The organism is Xenorhabdus thuongxuanensis (assembly GCF_001908095.1).
Classification (GTDB): domain Bacteria; phylum Pseudomonadota; class Gammaproteobacteria; order Enterobacterales; family Enterobacteriaceae; genus Xenorhabdus; species Xenorhabdus thuongxuanensis.
This window is the reverse complement of the sequence record NZ_MKGR01000002.1, coordinates 114,229-135,520: the sequence shown is the minus strand read 5'-3', so window position 1 is coordinate 135,520 and position 21,292 is coordinate 114,229. Positions and strand designations below refer to the sequence as shown.

General features: G+C 45.3%; 20 protein-coding genes. 10 read left to right on the top strand and 10 right to left on the bottom strand.

Annotation, left to right across the window (positions count from 1 at the left end):
- The 10 genes from pgaB (at window position 1) to Xentx_RS02010 (ending at window position 9,301) form a co-directional block, all read left to right on the top strand.
- The gene (gene pgaB / locus Xentx_RS02055; RefSeq protein WP_074018601.1) at window positions 1–2,037 is read left to right on the top strand and encodes a poly-beta-1,6-N-acetyl-D-glucosamine N-deacetylase PgaB; all 2,037 of its coding nucleotides are present in this window, start codon (window positions 1–3) and stop codon (window positions 2,035–2,037) included.
- Window positions 2,030–3,358, top strand: a complete 1,329-nt coding sequence (pgaC, locus tag Xentx_RS02050; protein WP_074018600.1) for a poly-beta-1,6-N-acetyl-D-glucosamine synthase — start codon at window positions 2,030–2,032, stop codon at window positions 3,356–3,358. Before pgaB ends, pgaC begins: the two co-directional genes overlap by 8 nt.
- A complete protein-coding gene (gene pgaD / locus Xentx_RS02045) occupies window positions 3,358–3,780 on the top strand; it encodes a poly-beta-1,6-N-acetyl-D-glucosamine biosynthesis protein PgaD (RefSeq protein ID WP_074018599.1) in 423 nt (140 codons plus the stop codon). The genes pgaC and pgaD overlap by 1 nt, the downstream gene beginning before the upstream one ends.
- A 207-nt stretch (window positions 3,781–3,987) precedes the next feature.
- Window positions 3,988–4,584 carry a regulatory sequestration protein YfiR gene (gene yfiR / locus Xentx_RS02040; protein ID WP_083600847.1) on the top strand — a complete coding sequence of 199 codons (597 nt, stop codon included), beginning with the start codon at window positions 3,988–3,990 and terminating at the stop codon, window positions 4,582–4,584.
- A 4-nt stretch (window positions 4,585–4,588) separates the two neighbouring features.
- Window positions 4,589–5,851: a diguanylate cyclase DgcN/YfiN gene (gene dgcN / locus Xentx_RS02035; protein WP_074018598.1), complete on the top strand. Its 1,263-nt coding sequence runs from the start codon at window positions 4,589–4,591 to the stop codon at window positions 5,849–5,851.
- Complete coding sequence (gene yfiB, locus Xentx_RS02030) at window positions 5,848–6,333, top strand: outer membrane lipoprotein YfiB (protein ID WP_074018597.1); 486 nt, start codon at window positions 5,848–5,850, stop codon at window positions 6,331–6,333. Before dgcN ends, yfiB begins: the two co-directional genes overlap by 4 nt.
- A gap of 378 nt (window positions 6,334–6,711) precedes the next feature.
- Window positions 6,712–7,635: an EAL domain-containing protein gene (locus Xentx_RS02025; RefSeq protein ID WP_244149804.1), complete on the top strand. Its 924-nt coding sequence runs from the start codon at window positions 6,712–6,714 to the stop codon at window positions 7,633–7,635.
- A 489-nt stretch (window positions 7,636–8,124) separates the two neighbouring features.
- Window positions 8,125–8,454, top strand: coding sequence for an ArsR/SmtB family transcription factor (locus Xentx_RS02020; RefSeq protein WP_139292411.1), 330 nt, complete (start codon window positions 8,125–8,127; stop codon window positions 8,452–8,454).
- Between the two features lies 1 nt (window position 8,455).
- Window positions 8,456–8,893: a YeeE/YedE family protein gene (locus tag Xentx_RS02015; RefSeq protein WP_074018595.1), complete on the top strand. Its 438-nt coding sequence runs from the start codon at window positions 8,456–8,458 to the stop codon at window positions 8,891–8,893.
- 3 nt (window positions 8,894–8,896) lie between these two features.
- Window positions 8,897–9,301: a DUF6691 family protein gene (locus tag Xentx_RS02010; RefSeq protein WP_074018594.1), complete on the top strand. Its 405-nt coding sequence runs from the start codon at window positions 8,897–8,899 to the stop codon at window positions 9,299–9,301.
- Between the two features lie 55 nt (window positions 9,302–9,356).
- On the opposite strand, the gene nuoN is transcribed toward Xentx_RS02010, so the two are convergent.
- The 10 genes from nuoN to nuoE form a co-directional block, all read right to left on the bottom strand.
- Window positions 9,357–10,814 carry an NADH-quinone oxidoreductase subunit NuoN gene (nuoN, locus tag Xentx_RS02005; protein ID WP_074018593.1) on the bottom strand — a complete coding sequence of 486 codons (1,458 nt, stop codon included), beginning with the start codon at window positions 10,812–10,814 and terminating at the stop codon, window positions 9,357–9,359.
- 6 nt (window positions 10,815–10,820) lie between these two features.
- Window positions 10,821–12,341, bottom strand: a complete 1,521-nt coding sequence (nuoM, locus tag Xentx_RS02000) for an NADH-quinone oxidoreductase subunit M (RefSeq protein ID WP_074018592.1) — start codon at window positions 12,339–12,341, stop codon at window positions 10,821–10,823.
- Window positions 12,342–12,360: 19 nt separating this feature from the next.
- On the bottom strand, window positions 12,361–14,223 hold the full coding sequence (gene nuoL, locus Xentx_RS01995) for an NADH-quinone oxidoreductase subunit L (RefSeq protein ID WP_074018591.1): 1,863 nt from the start codon (window positions 14,221–14,223) through the stop codon (window positions 12,361–12,363).
- Window positions 14,220–14,522, bottom strand: coding sequence for an NADH-quinone oxidoreductase subunit NuoK (gene nuoK / locus Xentx_RS01990; RefSeq protein WP_074018590.1), 303 nt, complete (start codon window positions 14,520–14,522; stop codon window positions 14,220–14,222). Before nuoK ends, nuoL begins: the two co-directional genes overlap by 4 nt.
- On the bottom strand, window positions 14,522–15,052 hold the full coding sequence (nuoJ, locus tag Xentx_RS01985) for an NADH-quinone oxidoreductase subunit J (RefSeq protein ID WP_074018589.1): 531 nt from the start codon (window positions 15,050–15,052) through the stop codon (window positions 14,522–14,524). Before nuoJ ends, nuoK begins: the two co-directional genes overlap by 1 nt.
- A 12-nt stretch (window positions 15,053–15,064) precedes the next feature.
- Entirely contained in the window at window positions 15,065–15,607 is a 543-nt protein-coding gene (gene nuoI, locus Xentx_RS01980) for an NADH-quinone oxidoreductase subunit NuoI (RefSeq protein ID WP_045958195.1), read from the bottom strand.
- Between the two features lie 15 nt (window positions 15,608–15,622).
- A complete protein-coding gene (gene nuoH / locus Xentx_RS01975; protein WP_074018588.1) occupies window positions 15,623–16,600 on the bottom strand; it encodes an NADH-quinone oxidoreductase subunit NuoH in 978 nt (325 codons plus the stop codon).
- Window positions 16,600–19,323: an NADH-quinone oxidoreductase subunit NuoG gene (gene nuoG, locus Xentx_RS01970; protein WP_139292410.1), complete on the bottom strand. Its 2,724-nt coding sequence runs from the start codon at window positions 19,321–19,323 to the stop codon at window positions 16,600–16,602. The genes nuoH and nuoG overlap by 1 nt, the downstream gene beginning before the upstream one ends.
- Before the next feature lie 61 nt (window positions 19,324–19,384).
- The gene (gene nuoF, locus Xentx_RS01965; RefSeq protein WP_074018586.1) at window positions 19,385–20,749 is read right to left on the bottom strand and encodes an NADH-quinone oxidoreductase subunit NuoF; all 1,365 of its coding nucleotides are present in this window, start codon (window positions 20,747–20,749) and stop codon (window positions 19,385–19,387) included.
- Complete coding sequence (gene nuoE / locus Xentx_RS01960) at window positions 20,746–21,291, bottom strand: NADH-quinone oxidoreductase subunit NuoE (protein ID WP_074018585.1); 546 nt, start codon at window positions 21,289–21,291, stop codon at window positions 20,746–20,748. The genes nuoF and nuoE overlap by 4 nt, the downstream gene beginning before the upstream one ends.
- Window position 21,292 lies beyond the last annotated feature (1 nt).

Sequence of the window (21,292 nt, the reverse complement as noted above, 5' to 3'; positions counted from 1 at the left end):
ATGATACACAACGTTTTTCGTCATTGGTTGATGATATCGGCACTACTGGTTAGCCTGTTGATCTCCCAGTTCAGCATGCTGGCATACGCAGAAAAACCTGCTTTCATTCCACCAGCACAACGGCCGCTTTCCATGAATGAACGCCCTTGGCCTGAAAATGGTTTTGTGGTTCTCGCTTACCATGATGTCGAAGATGATGGCGCCGATCAGCGTTTTATGTCAGTCCGTACCAGCGCATTAAACGATCAGTTTGCATGGCTGCGGGAAAATGGCTACCAGCCGATTACTGTCGATCAAATTCTTACCGCCAATCAGGGGGGAACACCATTGCCGCCCAAGGCCGTATTGCTGACTTTCGATGATGGCTATAGCAGTTTCTACCATCGTGTATTTCCGCTGCTGAAAGCTTATAACTGGCCTGCCATTCTGGCTCCGGTTGGGATCTGGGTTGATGCACCCGCCGAAAAACCCGTGGATTTTGGTGGATTGAGGGTAGCGCGGGAACGTTTCACAACCTGGGAACAGGTAGCTGAAATGTCCCGTTCTGGTTTAGTAGAAATTGGCTCCCATACTTATCAGCATCATTATGGCGCCATCGCTAATCCACAAGGCAATACAGAGCCTGCGGCGGCCGTTCGCATTTACAATCCAAAAACAGGTAACTATGAAAGTGAACAAGCGTTTCGCCAGCGAATGGAAAAGGATATTGCTACTATTACCCAAAGAATTACCGCTGCCACAGGCAAACAGCCACGAGTTTGGATTTGGCCTTATGGCATAGATAACGGTGTTACACTGGAAATAGCCAAACGCTACGGCTACAAAATGGCATTGACTCTGGACAATGGGCTGGCTAACGTCAACAATCTTGATAATGTTCCGCGTATATTACTCACTCATAATCCTTCCCTGAAAGAGTTTGCCGAGCAGGTGATTCAGGTACAGAATAAACAGATCTTACGGATTGCCCATATTGATCTGGACTATGTTTACGATCCAGATCCCGCTCAACAAGCACAGAATCTCGACAAACTTGTTCAGCGCATTGCCGATCTACGCGTCAATACCGTTTTCCTGCAAGCCTTTGCTGATGCCAAAGGTGACGGCAATGTACGTGAGCTCTATTTTCCTAATCGCTGGCTGCCGATGCGAGCCGACTTATTTAACCGTGTCTCCTGGCAACTGCACAGCCGCCTGAATATTGAAGTTTATGCGTGGATGCCCGTTCTGGCATTTGAGCTGGAGCCTTCACTCCCGCGGGTGATGAGCTATGACGAAAATCACAACAAATTGTTTGTAAACCCGACACAATACCGGCGCTTATCGCCTTATAACCCAGAAAATCGCCAAAAAATCAAAGAGATTTATCAAGATTTGGCTTCTCATGCCATTTTTCAGGGCATCCTGTATCACGATGATGCAGTCATGTCTGATTTTGAAGATGCTGGGGCAGATGCTATCAAAACTTATCAAGCCACTGGTTTATCTGCCTCCATTGCAGAAATTCGGCAAGATCCGGAACAATTTGCCCGTTGGACGCGTTTCAAAAGCCAATATCTAATTGATTTTACTCATGAATTAACCAGAGAACTCAAGTCAATACGGGGTTATCAACTCAAAACTGCGCGCAATATTTTTACCCTACCAATTTTGGAACCAGACAGCGAAGAGTGGTTTGCCCAAAATCTGGATGATTTCCTCACTCACTACGATTGGGTTGCCCCAATGGCAATGCCGTTGATGGAAAATGTGCCTCTATCCAAAAGCAATCAGTGGTTATCCCGATTGGTGAAAATCATTGCACAACGCCCACAAGCACTGGACAAAACTGTTTTTGAATTGCAATCCGTAGATTGGCGCAATCCACTGGATAAAAGAGCGATTCCAGGGCACCAATTAGCAGAATGGATGCGTCAATTGCAACTCAATGGTGCGCAGAGCTTCGGTTACTATCCTGATGACTTTCTCAACAATCAACCAGAAATGAATGAGATTCGCCCTGTTCTTTCTCCTGAATGGTATCCACTTAATGATTGATCGTATTATTGCATTTGTAGTGCTCTGCCTTGTATTGAGCATCCCTCTTGGCATCGCTATCACCTTTACTGGGGAAGTCATGCTGAAATTTGTCTTTTTCTGGCCTTTGTTCATGTCGGCCATCTGGATCTCCGGAGGGATCTATTTCTGGTTCAATCGAGAAAGGCATTGGAAAATCATTGATAAAGAAGCCCCGCATCTTGAAGGTCAGCCTCTGATTTCAATTTTGATCCCTTGCTATAACGAAGGGCCAAATGTTCGCGAAACGCTGCTGGCAGCACTGAACCAACGCTATCCCAATGTTGAAGTGATCGCTATCAATGATGGTTCAACCGATAACACCGCAGATGAACTCAATGTTATGGCGCAACAACATCAAGCCTTGAGGGTGATACACCTGAAACAGAATCAAGGTAAAGCGACTGCACTTCAAGCGGGTGCTGCTGCCGCGAAGAGTGATTATCTGGTCTGCATTGATGGTGATGCTCTGTTAGATCGCGATGCGGCTGTTTGGCTGGTTAAGCCTATGATTGATCATCCCCGTGTTGGTGCTGTTACAGGTAATCCCCGCGTTCGTACACGATCCACCTTAGTTGGGCGCATTCAGGTTGGAGAATTTTCCTCCATCATTGGCCTAATTAAGCGTACCCAAAGGGTTTATGGTCAAGTCTTTACCGTTTCAGGTGTTGTTGCAGCCTTTAATCGCAGAGCGCTGGCTGAAGTAGGATATTGGAGTAATGATATGATCACAGAAGATATCGATGTAAGTTGGAAACTCCAATTACACCATTGGTCCATCTTTTTCGAACCCCGCGCCATTTGCTGGATCTTGATGCCTGAAACCCTACGGGGATTATGGAAGCAGCGGTTACGCTGGGCACAGGGAGGAGCCGAAGTTTTCCTGAAAAACCTGCGTCAATTGTGGTCATGGCAATATCGCCGCATGTGGGTGTTATTTGCTGAATTCTGCTGTTCCGTTATCTGGTCATTTACATTTTCCCTTTCCATCATTTTATTTTTACTCGGCATGTTCCTCACATTACCGGAAAACATTCGCGTCTATACACTATTTCCACCTGGGTATACGGGATTGGTTTTAGCAGCTACCTGTCTGATCCAATTTACCGTCAGTTTAGTGATTGAACGACGCTATGAAAAACACGTTGCCTCGTCGCTGTTCTGGGTGATTTGGTATCCGATGGTTTATTGGATGCTAAACCTATTTACGACCTTGGTATCTTTTCCCAAAGTGATGCTTAAAGTACACAGAAAACGTGCTCGCTGGGAAAGTCCTGACAGAGGAATAGAGAGAATCGAATAATGAAAGAATCCTTGATTTTTACCGAACAAAGGTTATGGCCTCGTTTAATCGATATTCTGTTGACCATCCTGGCTTGGGTGGGTTTTGTCTATTTATTCATAGTGGGGTTATTTTACGCCTCCCATAACAACCCCAAGCCTTTTATTTCGACATTATTTACTTCAGAACTGGGAACTGTCGCCATTTATATTGCTATCGCCATATTTAATGCATTTTTGCTCATTAGCTGGGCAAAATACAACCAACGTCGATTTAGGATAGAACGCCGTCGTCACCGACCTGCATTAACTCACACTGAAGTAGCCCAGAGTTTTACTTTGGAACAAGGGTTGTTAGATACCTTAAGGCAAAGCAAGGTTTCCAGTATCACTTATGACAATCAAGGACATATAATAGAAATCAATGAGGATGTATCAATATAAAAACAGCCATCTATTTACTAAATAATGAAATTATACCTTGGCGGTATCAATTAGATTTCCAATAATCTTATTTGGCAGGTAATAACTTTACAACCTATCTCATTCAGTTTCATTTCCTTAATGAGGTAGGTTCTGACTAAGAATAAATTTTATCAAAAATCTCAACACGATTATTTGCAATATGAAAGACAAATACTGGAACCCGATATGAAAATGATTGAACGGACTCATCATCTTTGTAAACGCACTATTTTTAAACACTGTATTTCCAGATTATTTCTATGGATATTGATGACCTTATGCTTAATCACCGTCACATGTAATTCGGCAGTAATGGCTATGCCTGATACCACTGAAAAAATAACACCTAACGAAAACGTTGCACGGGTAGTTTCTGGAATTATCAGTTATACCCACTGGCCTATTACACCTACTACCCTGCACCTATGTCTGGTTCCCCCATCCAATTACATTAGTGCCTTAACCCACATTAATATGATTTCTGATCACACAGAACTACAAGTTGAAACACTAAATTTCAATGTAGAACAACTCATAGAAAGATGTGATGTAATTTACTATGGTCAAGTCGATCCACAGCTTCAACACCAAGTGATCAGCCTGAAAAATGACAAACCATTACTTACCATTGCTGAAAATAACCCGAACTGTGAAATCGGCAGTGCATTTTGCCTCAACATTAACAACGCTCAGGCAACATTTAGCCTCAATCTTGATATTCTGACACGCAGCGGCGTGCGCGTACATCCGAATGTCCTGCAATTGGCTCGTAAGGTGGAATAATCTTATGAAAAAACGTTATTCACTGATGCTATCACGCCCTACTTTACGTCATGCTTTCCACCGGATCCATTTGGTCATTACGTTTATCATATTATCCGTAGTCGGCTTGTTTTTATCTTTGCTGGCATTGCTTGCCATGCAGAAATATGCTGAAAACAGTTTAAAACTGATTGCCACAACCATTGCCCATACAGCACAGGCAGCAGTGGTTTTTCAGGATAAAACCGCAGCAAACGAAATATTGGAAATGATTGCTGTTCATGATGGTTTTACAGAAGCCAAGATTTTTGATGCTAAACAGCAGGTGTTAGCCAGATGGCAAGCCAATCAGGAACACCGTACTGGCAATTTCAAAAAATTGGTCGAGCACTGGCTTTTTCCTGAACCTTTCACCCTGTCAATTTATCACCACCAGCAAAAAGTAGGAGCAGTCTGGTTAATTGGCAACAGCGACCACATCATCAAATTTATTTATCAGGCCCTGTTGGTACTATTTATCTGCCTGCTGTTCAGCGCCGTAATTTCACTCTACCTCTCATTACGTATGCACGATGGCATCGTCAGAGCCTTGCAAAACATTACAGCCGTCGCCCATGATGTGCGACAACGCCGAACATTTTCACGGCGCGTACCCTCTGCCCATATTGCTGAATTGCATGAACTAAGCCAAGTTTTCAATCACCTGCTAGAAGAGCTGGAAGAGTGGCAACACCATCTGCAAACAGAAAAAGCCGTTTTAACCTGGCAAGCACAACATGATTCCCTAACAGGTTTACCAAATCGGGCAACTTTTGAGCGCGTTCTTTCAACCGTCATGAGCGATAAATTTATGCGTGAAAGTGCAGCGATATTATTTATTGATGGTAACAGACTGAAATATGTCAATGATATCTATGGACATGCCGCCGGCGATCACGTGCTTATCACTATCGCCGCAACCTTAAGACGAAGAGTAAGAAAAACAGATACTGTTGCCCGACTAGGCGGGGATGAATTCGCTATCCTATTGCCTTCTACCACCCAGGAAGATGCAGAACGCGTTGCTAAAAATATCATTCATGCTATGGATTCCCCCATTCTCCTTCCTAATGGGCAACATTTACGTATCACACTCAGCATCGGCATCGCATTATCCAATGGTGAGCTAACGGCAGAGCAACTGCTCTCTGAAGCAGATGCAGCGATGTATCACATTAAACAACGAGGCGGTGGCTGGTATTCCGCTGATACAACAAAACTAAACTATCTATCAAGGAACCCTCTATGAGCAGAAATCGTTACTGTATATTTATCTGTGCATTTATTGGCGCACTTTTTCTCAGCGCCTGCCAGAACAAAGATTCTTTAACGGCCGCACAAATCGCCGCACTTAAACAACAAGGATTTCAACAAACCGATGAAGGTTGGTTATTTGGTATATCAGAAAAAGTATTGTTTGGTAATAACCAATTTCATTTGCGTCCAGAAGGTGAAGCAAAATTAAAACAACTCGCAAGTGTCTTATCCAAAATTGGTATCCACCACGCACGCCTTGATGGTCACACTGACAACTACGGAGAAGTAAATTACAACAATCAGCTATCGTTAAAACGAGCCAACACGGTTGCAGATGCACTAACACAGGGAGGTATGCGACGTACAAATTTGACAACTCGTGGATTAGGGCCAAGCCAACCTATCGCCGATAATCGAAACTCAAAAGGTCGGGCAGAAAATCGCCGAGTTGCCATTGTGATAACAACACCGTAATGGCTATGCAATGAAGCAAACAAAATGGATTTTAATACAACCCTATTTATTACATTCAACCTGATAATATATTGATATAAATCAAATAATGATTTAGCCACGGATGGCAGAAATATTTGTTTATCTTGCTCATCCTCAGCAATTATAAAAATTTCCCCCAGATCTTACTGTATAGCTATTTCCCGTCTTTAAATTCTTCCTGTAACATAGCCGAGGTTGTTTTCTCAAAAAAAGAGCCTCTTTTTTGTAATCAACAAGTTAATAAAATTTTGCATAGTTTGGATAACAAGCCTATTGTTAAGTAATGGGCTTTATCAAGAAGGAGATATGATGGAGCTGAATCTGAAATCATACCGATCCCTGTATCGGATGTTTGTGATGTTATTCATCACCATCACTGCCAGCACAGGTTTTATATTCTGGAGACTATTTTCCAATTATCGGGATAATATCCAACCAGGTGTAGAATTAGTATGTGTATTTATTTTATTGCCTCTGCTTACACTCATCTCTGCGGTGTTTTTTTATAAGCACACAAAAACCATCACCATTCCAGAATATCGCCTGAAAAAAGCGATTAAAAACAAGCAATTTATTCCCTACATACAGCCAATTATTTGTAGCAAAAACAATGAAATCGTTGGATGCGAAATCCTTGTTCGCTGGCAACACCCAATTCATGGGCTGTTGACACCAAATAAATTTATCGCACAAATTGAAAAGTCAGATTTGATTATTCCCTTAACGCATAACCTAATCACTCAAGTGAGAGATTATTTTTCACCTATTGCTCATCAATTACCTGCAAATTTCCATTTTAATTTCAATATTAGTGCAAGACATTATAAAGATGTTAGATTAGTTGATGATTGTCATCATTTTCTGAAATCATTTCCCACAGATTCCATCAAACTGATTTTGGAAATTACCGAACGAGAATTATTGGAACTCGACAATTATACTATTAATTTATTCAATAAGTTGGATGAATTAGGCGTATTAATTGCATTGGACGACTTTGGTACAGGTTTTTCTAATTACAATTATTTACAAAAAATTAATGTTAACTTAGTAAAAATCGGACATAACTTTGTTAGCAAAATGAATACTGATATGATTTCAAAAAATATTGTGGAAAATATCATTGATCTCGCCCTGCGATTACATCTGGAAATTGTGGCAGAAGGAATTGAAAACCAAAGATTGGCTAATCAATTAAAGAACTATTCTGTCGATTATTTGCAGGGATATTACTTTGACCGTCCGATGCCATTGGAAGAGTTTGTCAAGAAATGGTTATGATAAAGATTCCCCCTGCAAACGCTTGATGCTTTTAAGTCAAGATTGTTATTATAGTGACATTTTATGGCGGTTTTTCGTCATTATTGGCACTATAATATCATAACGCTAGAAAAGCCCGCTCTTCGAAAACACCAATCTATTTTAGTGAAAATAACGCAGAATAATACATTGATTATATCGTTTTATCACAATTTATATTGACTGTCAGATACTTTTATTAGTTTACCGTAAATAATCATTTTTTCTAAAAAACTATTTAAATTTTCTCTCACTTGAATCAAGTTTACCTGCCTAAATACATTCTTATTAGTAACCCAAAGGGAACTTACCTACACCACAAGCAAGTCAGTGGGTACGTTGCGTACGTCCTTACACTTTATTGCCTATTATGCCTGGTGGCTTTGGAATGAAAAGCGCCCATTCGGCTTGCATTTAATTTACAAAATTATATTATATAAAAAAATAAATTGTCAAGGTGAGGATATGGTAATGAAGGTAAATCATCCTGTACAACAAGCAATGCAGGAAGCTGCCGAACAGGCGGCAGATGTGTTACGAGCACTTGCCAATGATGATCGCTTATTATTGATGTGCCAGCTTAGTCAAGGAGAGTCTTCTGTTGGACAGCTTGAAGAAGCAGTGGGCATCCGCCAACCAACACTGTCACAACAGCTTGGTGTAATGCGGCGATTGAATCTGGTGCAGACGCGGCGGGAAGGAAAACAAATTTTCTATCGTATTGAAGACGAACGTATTCTGACATTGCTTCATACTCTCTATACCTTGTATTGCCCAAAACCGGAAATAACAGGAGATTAGGATGAGCATTAACTTTGCCCAGTTTACACCATGGCTGAGCTTTGGTGGGGGAATATTGGTTGGCCTAGCGGCAATTGTGCTGGTGTTGTTTTGCGGCCGAATTGCTGGTATCAGCGGTATTCTTGGTGGATTACTGCAACGTAAAACAAATGATCGCTCATGGCGGGTGGCATTTCTCGCAGGGATAGTTATTGCCCCTATACTCTATGGCCTGCTGCATCCATTACCAAAAATCACGGTTACGGCATCTTGGCCTGCTGTCATTATCGCTGGTCTTTTAGTGGGAATAGGAACACGTATTGGTTCCGGTTGTACCAGCGGGCATGGCGTATGTGGACTCTCTCGTCTCTCTTTGCGTTCGTTAATCGCCACCCTGATCTTTATGGCTGTGGGATTTGTCACTGCAACAGTGTTGGGTTACTGGTTCTTAGTGAGGTGAAAAATGATAGTGATATTTTCTTTTCTGTCTGGTGTCATTTTTGGTTTAGGATTAATTATCAGTGGCATGGCAAACCCCGCTAAAGTTTTAGGCTTTCTGGATCTGGCACATCCGTGGGACCCATCCCTGGCATTTGTGATGATGGGCGCTATTCTTATCGGTTTAGTAGGTTTCATACTGGCTAAACGTCGTCAGTATACACTTTGTGGTACACCAATGATATTACCTGACCAACGTCAAATAGACTGGCGTTTGATAGGGGGAGCCGCGCTTTTTGGACTGGGATGGGGAATTGCTGGGATTTGTCCGGGACCAGGGTTAGTACTACTGGGAGCGGGATATGCAAAAGGATTCGCTTTTGTGCTGGCAATGAGTGTCGGAATGTGGTTGGTGGATCGTAAAAAATAAAAAAGACCCAGTCAACAGTCACTGAGTCTTTAAAATAGTTTCTTTATCTTATTATTTACAAAACGCTTCTCGTCAGCTGAACAATATCAATCAGCGGTTGTGGCCAAATACCAAGGATCAACACCAGTAACGCAGCAAGCAATACAACAATCCCGCCAGAAGTAAATGCCCAATTGCGTGGTGTATCACGGTTCAATGCTTTCGGTGCTGGCAGGTACAAGCTCACCATCACGCGCAGATAGTAGTAAAGGCCGATGGCACTACCCACTACAACTGCACCGGTCAACCACCACAATCCTGCTTCAACACCTGTCGCGATAACATAGAATTTGCCAATGAAACCAAATGTTAATGGTATTCCTGCCAATGACAACATCATGACAGTCATAACCGATGACAGAATTGGTTTATGCCAGAACAGGCCACGATATGAGAACAGTGAATCCGCATCTGGCCCTCTGTATGGGCTAGACATCAAACTGACTACGCCAAATGCCCCGATGCTGGCAAGCAAATAACCGACCAGATAAATACCTGCCGTCTCTTCTGCCAAGGTATGATCTTTGATAGCAACCAATACCACCAGCAAATATCCCAAATGAGCAATGGATGAGTAACCCAGCAGTCGTTTGATATTGCTTTGTGTCAATGCCAACAAGTTACCAAACAGGATAGATGCAATGGCAATCACAGTTAGCAGAATACGTAAGGTTGTGCTTTCAGCCACTGGTGCTTCGATGAATAAGCGCATGATCACTGCAAAGATCGCAACCTTACTTGCCGTCGCCAGAAAGGTCGATACCGGTGCTGGTGCGCCTTGATAAACATCCGGTGTCCACAGTTGGAAAGGCACGAGGGAAAGTTTAAAACCCAGTCCTACGATCATCATCCCCAAACCAGCCAGCACTAACGGTTCATGCAGTTTGCTATCGCTCAAACTCTTGCCGAGTGATGAGAAAGACAAGTCACCGGATTCTGCATACAGCAGTGCAATACCGAATAGCAAGAATGAAGACGCGGCCGCAGACAGCAACATATATTTGATGCCCGCTTCTAACGAACGTTTCTGGCGATACGCATAACCCACTAAACCAAACAGAGGCAGAGTGATCAATTCAATTCCGATAAACAGTGATGCCATGTGGTTGGCAGAAGAGAGCAGAATTCCCCCAACCGCCGCGATCATCACCAACAGATAAAATTCTTCTTTATTATCGGGATAATTTTCCAACCATGAGTAGGCAAATGTCGTTGTTGCAAGGCTCGCAATTAGCACAAGGCCAGTATAGAACATTGCAAAACGATCTACATGAATCAATGGCGTGACATCCATTGGCTCCTGCTGTCCCACAAAATAGAGAGAGAACAGAGCCAGGTTTAGACCAATCACCGTCAAGGTGACATTGGTGAAATGATCGCGTCGCCACGCAATGGACAGCATCACAACCACCACCGTCAATCCGACGATCAATAGCGGCAACAGTGCGATCAATTGTTCAGAAGTTATTGTCATGGCGAATTACGGCCTTGTAGTTAAAAGTGAAGCAGAATACCAATTCTGGATGTTACTCATTGCTGCGGCTGAGGTATCAAGGATTGGCTGCGGGTAAACGCCCAAAATCACCAATAAGACGACCAACAGCAGCAGAATGGAAATTTCACGCACATCCATTCTCTGTAAGGGCTTATCCGTTTTTGGCGTACCGTAATAAGCTTTCTGCATCAAGTACAGTGCATAAACGGAGGCAAAAACCAAACCGAACACGGAGACCGTGGTAATCAAGGTAAATTTACTAAAGCTGCCAAACAGGATCATAAATTCACCAACAAAGTTACCGGTTCCTGGCATACCCAAGGTTGCTACCGCAAAAAACAGGGATATCGCAGGCAAGAGTTGAATTCTTCCCCACAATCCGCCCATTTGGCGCATGTCTCGGGTATGCAGGCGTTCATAGAGCTGACCACACAGAATAAACAAGCCCGCTGCTGACAGGCCATGTGCAATCATCTGGATCACCGCTCCCTGATAAGCTAATTGGCTACCTGTGTATATGGCGATAAGTACAAAGCCCATGTGGGAAACACTGGTATAGGCAATCAAGCGCTTGATATCAGTCTGGCTGAATGCCATCCATGCGCCGTAGAAAATGCCAATGATGCCCAGCCACATCGCAATCGGAGCAAATTCCGCAGAGGCTTGTGGGAATAGAGGCAAGCTGAAACGCAACAAACCGTATGCCGCGGTTTTCAGCAAAATCCCCGCAAGGTCAACTGAACCTGCTGTTGGTGCCTGACTATGGGCATCTGGCAGCCAGCCGTGTAAAGGCACAACCGGCATCTTCACCGCGAATGCAATGAAGAAACCCAACATCAACAGATATTGAACGGTGTATGACATCGGTGTATGCAACAATTTTTCATAGTTGAATGTCCATTCACCGGTTGCATCATGGTGAATGAAAGCCAATGCCAGAATCGCAATCAGCATCACCAAACCACTGGCCTGGGTATAGATGAAAAATTTCGTTGCCGCAGTGATACGAGTTTTACCTTCCGAGCCTCTGTGTCCCCACAGTGCAATCAGGAAGTACATCGGTACCAACATCACTTCCCAGAAGAAGAAGAACAAGAACAGGTCAATGGCAAGGAAAACCCCCATCACACCGCCCAATATCCACAACAGATTCAGGTGGAAGAAACCCTGGTATGGCTGGTTTTCATTCCACGAACAGAGGATTGCCATCAAACCCAATAATGCAGTCAGCACCACCATTAGCAAGGACAAACCATCCAATGCCAAATGAATGCTAATGCCAAAACGTGGGATCCACTGAAGCAAGAACTCTGATTGCCACTGTGGTATTCCCTGTGGGTTGGTGAGTGTATAACCGCCCTGTAACCACAGGTACAGGGAGAGTAACAGCGTCAGTCCCATCGCCAGAAGCGCTATCCAACGCGGCATACGGGTGCCGAAGCGCTCTGCCTGCCAACACAGCAGGCCCCCGATGAAGGGCAGAAGAATTAGCCAAGGTAGTAGCATGGCGCAATATGTCCCTTAATTAAACCAAAAGCAGCAGAGCTAAAACCAGCACTGCACCCAACCCCATAGAGGTAGCGTACCAACGGACTTGTCCGTTCTCACTCCAACGAAGCCCTTTATTGCCCCAACGTGACAATATAGCTGGAATATTCATCAGTGAGTTCAAAGGATCACTCTGCAACAAACGGGTAATGCCCTTGAATGGTTTCACAAATACCCAGTCATACAGTACGTCAAATCCCCAGGCATGGAACCACCATGTGGAGAAAAAGCGCCCTGGTGCACTGTTCGCCGTAGCATTAACCACACCACGTTTGCCCAGATACAATGCAGCCGCCAGCAAGATACCGACAACGGCAATCACACCAGAAACGATTTCCAATGTCATTTTGCCATCATGCCCTGTCGCACTGTTTTCTGACAGAACACTCTCAGGTAAGACGCCCGCCAGCGGTGGCACAATCAGCGCGCCAACAAAAGTGGACAGCACCAGCAATACTGATAATGGCAAGGTATGGGTAATACCCTTGACTGGATGAGCATAGGTATTTTCTTCACCGTGGAACACGATAAAGATCATGCGGAAGGTATACAGTGATGTCATCAATGCTCCAATCAGCCCTGCCAGCATCAGGTTCATATGACCATTTGCTAACGCGCCCCACAGGATCTCATCTTTACTGTAGAAACCGGCTGTCAGTAATGGCAGTGCCGACAACGCAGAGCCACCCACCAGGAAGCAGAGATAAACAAATGGGATACGCTTGCTCAGGCCCCCCATTTTGAAAATGTTTTGTTCATGATGGCAGGCCAGGATCACTGAGCCAGAAGCCAGGAACAGTAACGCTTTAAAGAACGCATGAGTCATTAGATGAAAGATAGCTGCATCCCACGCCTGTACGCCCAATGCCAGAAACATGTAGCCAATCTGGCTCATGGTGGAGTAAGCCAGCACTCGTTTGATATCTGTCTGTACCAGTGCTGCAAAACCTGCCAACAGCAAAGTGATCGCACCAATAATACCGACCAAATGCAAAATATCAGGCGCCATCAAGAATAATGCATGGCTGCGAGCAATCAAATAAACACCAGCGGTAACCATTGTAGCGGCGTGGATCAAGGCAGAAACCGGTGTTGGGCCAGCCATCGCATCCGCCAGCCATGTTTGCAATGGTAATTGAGCTGATTTACCGACAGCGCCACCCAGAATCATCAAGGTTGCCCAGGTGATCGCGCTAGAACCTATTTCAATATGTTGTGGTGCTAATACCGCCAATTCGCGGAAACTCAACGTACCAAGCTGGTCATAAAGAATAAACATGCCAATGGCAAGAAATACGTCACCAACACGGGTCACAATGAAGGCTTTCATTGCCGCCGCACCATTGGCAGGGGTTTTGTAGTAGAAACCGATCAACAGGTAACTGCACAGGCCTACACCTTCCCAACCGAGGTACATCAGCAGGATGTTATCTGCCAGCACCAATATCACCATGCTGGCGATAAATAGGTTGGTATAAGCGAAAAAGCGGGAGTATCCCTCTTCACCACGCATATACCAAGAAGCGTAAATATGGATCAGAAAACCAACGCCGGTCACAACACTAAGCATCGTCAGCGACAGACCATCCAGTACCAGATTAATAGGGATGCTGAAATTATCTACCGCCATCCAGTTCCACAACGTTTGGCTGTAGACCAGCCCCCCTGCCCCATCCTGGGTAAGAAAATCAATTGCAGCCCAGAATGTGACCAAAGCTGCCAACCCAACAGAACCAATCCCAATAGTGGCTGACAAATTTTCAGACCAGCGGCCACGGGAAAATGCCAATAGCAAAAATCCCAGCAGTGGCAGCAGAATTGTTAAATAGAGTAAGTTCATCCGCGCATCTCACTGACTGTATCAATATTCAGGTTTTGGCGACGACGGTGCAACTGTAGTAACAGTGCCAAACCGATGCTCGCCTCGGCTGCTGCCAGAGTAATGGCCAGAATGTACATCACCTGACCATCAGGCTGGAGCCAATAGCTGCCAGCAACGACAAACGCCAGCGCTGAAGCATTGATCATAATTTCCAACCCGATCAGCATAAACAATAGATTGCGGCGGATAATCAGGCAGGTGAAGCCCAATGTAAACAAAATAGCCGCCAGAATGAGGCCATGGTGTAACGCTATCATTATTGTTGGTCCTCCGCACGATTGCTGATCACTTCCCCTTGTCGGTTTTCACGGCCGATGTGGTAAGCCACTACCAATCCTGCCAACAGCAGCAAAGAGGCCAGCTCGACCGCCAATACATAAGGGCCAAACAGGCTAATGCCCACTTCTTTGGCACTGACCACTTCACCACTGATTTCAGCGGATGGCAGAGTGCTGATGGCGTAAATCAACACAATCAACAGCACGATAGACAGGATTGACGGGCCAATCCAAACACGGGGTTGTAACCATCGCCGTTCCTGCTCGACAACTGATTTTCCCAGATTCAGCATCATCACGACGAAGACGAACAACACCATAATTGCGCCCGCGTAAACGATGATCTCTAAAGCACCAGCAAAATAGGCCCCCATCGAAAAAAATACGATAGACAGTGCCAATAAAGAAATAATCAGATACAACAGTGCATGCACTGGGTTCGTATGGGTTATTACCCTGAGTGTTGCGAGAATAGCAACCAGCCCTGCGACATAAAATGTAAATTCCATGAATATCGCTCCTTACGGCAACAGGCTTTTAACGTCGATAGGCTTGGCCTCATTGTCGGCTTCGCCTTTATCCTTGCCGTCAATTGCCATACCTGTCTTACGGTAAAAGTTATAGTCAGGATATTTACCTGGCCCTGAAATCAGCAGATCTTCTTTCTCATACACCAGATCCTGACGCTTGAATTCACCCAGTTCAAAATCCGGTGTCAACTGAATAGCGGTAGTTGGGCACGCTTCTTCACACAGGCCGCAGAAAATGCAACGCGAAAAGTTGACGCGGAAGAATTCAGGATACCAGCGGCCATCCTTATGCTCGGCTTTTTGCAGTGAGATACATCCCACTGGACATACCGCTGCACACAAGTTACACGCAACACAACGCTCTTCACCGTCAGGATCACGCGTCAGAACGATGCGCCCACGGTAACGGGGTGGCAGATAAACTGGCTCTTCCGGATACATTTTTGTTTCGCGTTTATGGAAGGCATGAAGCCCTATCATCCAAATACTGCGTACCTGGGTGGCGAAACCGACCACTAATTCTTTCAATGTCATGGTTCAATCACCCCTTTATTGAGCGTTGTATAAAATAACTGCGGCTGTCGCTAGCATATTAAGTAACGTTAACGGCAGACAGATTTTCCAACCAAACGACATCACCTGGTCATAACGAGGACGCGGCAATGCAGCACGGATCAAGATGAACATCATCATAAAAAATGCTGTTTTTAGCGCAAACCAGACGAATGGCGGCAAAAGAGGCCCATTCCAGCCACCAAAGAACAGCGTGACGATCAAAGCTGATACCGTCACTATTGCAATATATTCCCCGACAAAGAACAGACCAAATTTCATACCGGAATATTCAATGTGATAACCGTCGGCCAGTTCTTGCTCTGCTTCCGGTTGGTCAAAGGGATGGCGGTGACATACTGCTACGCCCGCAATGGCAAAGGTCAGGAAGCCAAAGAATTGAGGAATAACATTCCACACATGTTGCTGTGAATTGACGATATCCACCATGTTAAAGGAGCCAGCTTGTGCCACAACTCCCATCATGGACATACCAAGAAAAACTTCATAACTCAATGTCTGTGCCGATGCCCGCATCGCACCCAGCAGGGCATATTTGTTGTTACTCGCCCAACCCGCAAACAGCACAGAATAAACCGCCAGGCCCGCCAACATCATGAAGAATAAGATGCCGATATTCAGGTCTGAAACCATCCATGTTGGACTTATTGGTACAATCGCAAAGGCCAAAAGCATTGAGCAGAATGCAATGACTGGAGCCAAAGTGAAAATGGCTCTGTCAGAAAAACGTGGTGCCCAGTCTTCTTTAAAGAACATTTTGATCATGTCTGCAACAAGCTGCAATGAACCGCCCCAACCTACACGATTTGGCCCATAACGGTTTTGAAACAGTCCAAGAATGCGGCGTTCAAAGAAACTCATGAATGCCCCGCAGATAACCACTACCAATAGAATGGCAATAGCTTTCAATACAGCAATCAGGATTTCAATTACCTCGGGAGTAAACCAGCTCATTATGCAACCTCCCGTAAGTTATGGACTAACTTGCCTGCCAGAACCGGCGGTATACCCGACATTCCCAGTGGCAAGCCGATTTGCCCTTGGGCCAGATTGCCGCTCAAGCGCACTGCCAAACGCAGTTTCTGCCCTTCACAATCAAATGCCATCACAGCACCTTCTTTCACATTCAAATGCTCCGCATCTTTATGATTGATCATCACATACGGCTCAGGCATACGCTCCTGTATTACATTAGAACGTTGTGACAATTCTTCACTGCCGAATAAATGGAAATAAGGCGCAACATGCCATTGATTTTTTTGCGCAGTGAATGCTGTCGGGATAGCGTCAAAATAGTTCAACCCACCATCAACCGTTTCAATCAAACGAACTCCTGGATCGCCAAAACGCAGCTTGCCACCGACTTCAGCCTGGAATTTATTCCAGGCTTGTGGTGAGTTCCAGCCTGGTGCCCATGCAAATGGGATTTGCTGACGTGGTGCATATGGGCTGTTGTTCCCTTCCATCGAGAAAGCAAATGCGGTATCGATATCCTGTGGTTGGCGCTGCTCATGGACACTGACATCAGCTAACATAGCTGTACGGCCACTGTAACGATGAGGTGAACGTGCTAATTTTTGTCCACGAATACGGAATGTCGCATCTGGTGCCGCATTTATGATGCCTTTGAATTGCGGCATAACTTTGACACAAGCTGCAATCACATGATCAAGCTGTGTCCAGTCCGTTTGGCACTGCGTATAGGTGGTATACAAGGAATGCATCCAGCGCCAGCTTTCTAACATAACGATGGATTTATCATAAAATGCGGGTTCGTAAACCTGGAAATAGCGTTGGGCACGACCTTCCTGATTCACCAACGTACCATCGCTTTCAGCAAAACTGGAGGCCGACAGAATCAAATGAGCCTTATCCATGATAGCAGTGCGTTGGTGATCCACGACAATCAGATTTTTCAGACTATCCAGTGCGCGATCAATTTTATCCGCCGGTGCATGACGATAGAGATCATTTTCCATCACGATGGCGGTATCTGAATCCCCTTTAGCAATACGCTGTAAAGCAGAATCCAATGGCTGCGCCTCCATCATTGCCAGTCCCAGGCTATTGGCATATATAGCAACATAGGAAAGACCCACATCCGAACCTTTATCTTTCAGGGCCCATGCGATATTGGCAGCAGCCTGAATCAGAGCATCACTGCCTGGATTGCTGCCACTAATAATCAATGGCTTTTTCGCATCACGCAATGCGTGCGCAATGATTTCTACTTTCGATTTCAGTTCATCCGGCAGATCATTAACGGCAGGTGCGATGTTATTCAAGGCATGTGCCACGGCAAAACCTAAGCGAGCCTGATCATCAATAGGTGCACGATAGCTCCATGCCGCAATATCATCCAGTCGGGTCTCATCGACATTGGTCAGGAAAAGAGGATATTTGGCGTGCTGGCCAATATTCATAACCGCCGCAATCTGCCAATCTGCCACTTTCTGGGCGGCAGCCATTTCACGCGCTTTGCCCTTAACTGCCTGACGTACAGATAACGCCATACGAGCAGCCGTTTGGGTCAGATCTTCCCCTAATACCAGCACCGCATCATAATCTTCAATTTCACGCAGGGATGGCGTATAGACTCCACCTTGCTGGAGAATTTCTAACATCGTATCAAGGCGATGTTGTTCTTCCGCTGAAATGCCGCTGTAGAAGTTTTCCGCACCCACCAATTCACGCAAGGCAAAGTTACTTTCAATGCTGGCACGCGGTGAACCGATGCCAATGGCATTTTTCGCCTGACGCAAAATGTCTGCACCCCCTTGCATAACCTGCTCAGCATTCAATGAAATCCACTGATCACCACGCAACTGTTGTGGCTGGCGAGGACGGTCGTCACGGTTGACATAACCATAACCGAAACGCCCGCGGTCACACATAAAGTAGTGGTTAACAGTGCCGTTATAACGGTTTTCTATCCGGCGCAATTCACCATAACGTTCACCAGGGCTGGTGTTACAGCCAATGCTGCACTGTTGGCAGATACTTGGCGCAAACTGCATGTCCCATTTACGGTTATAACGTTCTGAATGTGTTTTGTCGGTAAATACCCCTGTTGGGCAAATTTCAACGAGGTTACCGGAAAATTCACTTTCCAATGTGCCACTTTCAGGACGACCAAAATAGACGTTGTCATGAGCGCCATAAACGCCAAAATCTGTTCCATCCGCATAATCTTTGTAGTAACGGACACAACGGTAACAGGCGATACAACGGTTCATTTCATGAGCAATGAATGGCCCCAACTCCTGATTTTTGTGAGTACGTTTGGTAAAACGGTATTTTCGGAATGAATGCCCCGTCATCACTGTCATATCTTGCAAATGACAGTTACCTCCTTCCTCACAAACTGGACAGTCGTGGGGATGGTTGGTCATTAACCATTCCACAACACTGGCACGGAACTGTTTAGCTTCTTCATCATCAATGGAGATATACGTGCCATCTGACGCCGGTGTCATACAAGACATCACCAAACGACCACGCGTATCTTCCGCGTTTTGATATTGCTTCACCGCACACTGGCGGCAAGCGCCAACGCTTCCCAGCGCTGGATGCCAGCAAAAATAAGGAATATCAAGCCCCAATGAGAGACAGGCTTGTAACAGGTTATCAGCCCCGTTTACATCATATTCTTTGCCGTCTACATGTATCGTAGCCATAGTCAGCATGCTTCCCAATGGCCTGCCGTGGCAGGCGTTAATCAAAAATTAGCACTGTTTGTTACCAACGCTGGTTGAGCAGGTTTGGTTGAATACCCGCAATCAGGTTGGTATTGCCATAATCTTTGGTGACAATTCCCGCTTCAAACTCTTCACGGAAATATTTAATAGCACTCTGCAAAGGTTCCACAGCACCTGGCGCATGGGCACAAAACGTTTTACCTGGGCCAAGAAAACGACAGAGTTGTTCTAATGTTTCAATATCACCTGGCTGGCCTTTGCCACTCTCAATAGCCCTGAGGATTTTGACACTCCACGGCAAGCCATCACGGCATGGTGTACACCAGCCACAAGATTCACGGGCGAAGAATTCTTCAAGATTGCGGGTCAGGGAAACCATATTGATCTCATGATCTACCGCCATTGCCAGTGCGGTTCCCAATCGGCTACCCGCTTTAGCGATATGCTCAAAATCCATCGGCAGATCTAAATGGTCTGCTGTCAGGAAATCAGTTCCTGCCCCTCCGGGTTGCCATGCCTTGAATTTCAAGCCATCACGCATTCCTCCCGCGTAATCTTCAAGAATTTCACGGGCTGTTGTGCCAAAAGGTAATTCCCAAAGACCTGGATTTTTGACCCGACCAGAAAAGCCCATCAGTTTGGTACCGGCATCTGTACTTTTGCCAGCACTCAAACCGATATACCACTCTTTCCCATGTTCAAGAATTGCAGGAACGTTGCACAATGTTTCTACGTTGTTGACGCACGTAGGTTTACCCCATACGCCAGCCGTCGCAGGAAATGGAGGTTTTGAACGTGGGTTTGCCCGACGCCCTTCAAGGGAGTTAATCAGGGCAGTTTCTTCACCACAGATATAACGACCCGCGCCAGTATGAACAAACAGTTCAAAATCAAAACCACTGCCCAAAATGTTCTTGCCAAGCAACCCAGCAGCTTTAGCCTCCTCTATCGCTTTGCGTAAATGGACAGCCGCCTCGACATACTCACCACGTAGGAAGATGTAGCCGCGATAGGCTTTCAATGCAAAGGCACTGATTAGCATACCTTCCACCAATAGATGAGGCAGTTGCTCCATCAGTAGGCGGTCTTTGTAAGTGCCCGGTTCCATCTCATCCGCATTACACAACAAATAGCGGACATTCATGCTTTCGTCTTTTGGCATCAGACTCCATTTCAAGCCTGTTGAAAAGCCTGCACCGCCACGACCTTTTAAGCCAGCATCTTTAACCAATGTAATAATTTCATCAGGAGCCATGCCCTTCAGTGCTTTTTCGGCTCCTTTGTAACCATTTTGGCTTCGGTATTCATCCAGCCAGACAGGTTGTTGGTCATCACGCAACCGCCATGTCAGGGGATGAGTTTCCGCTGTGCGGATAATTTCTTTCACTCCTGAATGCGTTGTCATGGATATTGCTCCAGTAATTTTTCAATTTCTTCGGGTTTCACATAACTGTGGGTGTCCTCATCAATCATCATCGTTGGCCCCTTGTCACAGTTACCCAAGCAGCAAGTTGGTAATAGTGTGAAACGCCCATCTGCCGTGGTTTGCCCCGGGCGAATGTTCAAACACGATTCTATCGCTGCTTGAACACCTTGATAGCCTGTGATGTGACATACGACACTGTCACAGTAACGGATAATGTGACGTCCCACTGGCTGCCGATAAATCTGGCTGTAAAACGTCGCTACACCTTCCACGTCACTGGCTGGAATACCCAATACCTCAGAAATGGCATAAATGGCACCATCTGGCACCCAACCACGCTGCTTTTGTACAATTTTCAGGGCTTCGATTGACGCAGCACGCGGATCTTCGTAGTGGTGTTTTTCCTGCTCAATGGCATTACGTTCGTCAGCACTCAATACAAACTTATCCGGTGTCTGAGCGTCCGTTACGTTAACCACATCAAGGCGTGCTTGCTTGTTTGCGTTAAATTCACTTTGCATC

What these genes read in the sequence shown, in the direction of transcription:
- Xentx_RS02015 (WP_074018595.1), top strand. Translation starts at nt 8,456, where the DNA reads ATGAGCATTAACTTTGCCCAGTTTACACCATGGCTGAGCTTTGGTGGG.
- Xentx_RS02025 (WP_244149804.1), top strand. Translation starts at nt 6,712, where the DNA reads ATGTTATTCATCACCATCACTGCCAGCACAGGTTTTATATTCTGGAGA.
- Xentx_RS02010 (WP_074018594.1), top strand. Translation starts at nt 8,897, where the DNA reads ATGATAGTGATATTTTCTTTTCTGTCTGGTGTCATTTTTGGTTTAGGA.
- nuoJ (WP_074018589.1), bottom strand. Translation starts at nt 15,052, where the DNA reads ATGGAATTTACATTTTATGTCGCAGGGCTGGTTGCTATTCTCGCAACA.
- pgaB (WP_074018601.1), top strand. Translation starts at nt 1, where the DNA reads ATGATACACAACGTTTTTCGTCATTGGTTGATGATATCGGCACTACTG.
- nuoN (WP_074018593.1), bottom strand. Translation starts at nt 10,814, where the DNA reads ATGACAATAACTTCTGAACAATTGATCGCACTGTTGCCGCTATTGATC.
- yfiR (WP_083600847.1), top strand. Translation starts at nt 3,988, where the DNA reads ATGAAAATGATTGAACGGACTCATCATCTTTGTAAACGCACTATTTTT.
- nuoK (WP_074018590.1), bottom strand. Translation starts at nt 14,522, where the DNA reads ATGATAGCGTTACACCATGGCCTCATTCTGGCGGCTATTTTGTTTACA.
- nuoM (WP_074018592.1), bottom strand. Translation starts at nt 12,341, where the DNA reads ATGCTACTACCTTGGCTAATTCTTCTGCCCTTCATCGGGGGCCTGCTG.
- nuoH (WP_074018588.1), bottom strand. Translation starts at nt 16,600, where the DNA reads ATGAGCTGGTTTACTCCCGAGGTAATTGAAATCCTGATTGCTGTATTG.
- nuoL (WP_074018591.1), bottom strand. Translation starts at nt 14,223, where the DNA reads ATGAACTTACTCTATTTAACAATTCTGCTGCCACTGCTGGGATTTTTG.
- dgcN (WP_074018598.1), top strand. Translation starts at nt 4,589, where the DNA reads ATGAAAAAACGTTATTCACTGATGCTATCACGCCCTACTTTACGTCAT.
- pgaC (WP_074018600.1), top strand. Translation starts at nt 2,030, where the DNA reads ATGATTGATCGTATTATTGCATTTGTAGTGCTCTGCCTTGTATTGAGC.
- nuoG (WP_139292410.1), bottom strand. Translation starts at nt 19,323, where the DNA reads ATGGCTACGATACATGTAGACGGCAAAGAATATGATGTAAACGGGGCT.
- nuoF (WP_074018586.1), bottom strand. Translation starts at nt 20,749, where the DNA reads ATGACAACGCATTCAGGAGTGAAAGAAATTATCCGCACAGCGGAAACT.
- nuoI (WP_045958195.1), bottom strand. Translation starts at nt 15,607, where the DNA reads ATGACATTGAAAGAATTAGTGGTCGGTTTCGCCACCCAGGTACGCAGT.
- Xentx_RS02020 (WP_139292411.1), top strand. Translation starts at nt 8,125, where the DNA reads ATGAAGGTAAATCATCCTGTACAACAAGCAATGCAGGAAGCTGCCGAA.
- yfiB (WP_074018597.1), top strand. Translation starts at nt 5,848, where the DNA reads ATGAGCAGAAATCGTTACTGTATATTTATCTGTGCATTTATTGGCGCA.
- nuoE (WP_074018585.1), bottom strand. Translation starts at nt 21,291, where the DNA reads ATGCAAAGTGAATTTAACGCAAACAAGCAAGCACGCCTTGATGTGGTT.
- pgaD (WP_074018599.1), top strand. Translation starts at nt 3,358, where the DNA reads ATGAAAGAATCCTTGATTTTTACCGAACAAAGGTTATGGCCTCGTTTA.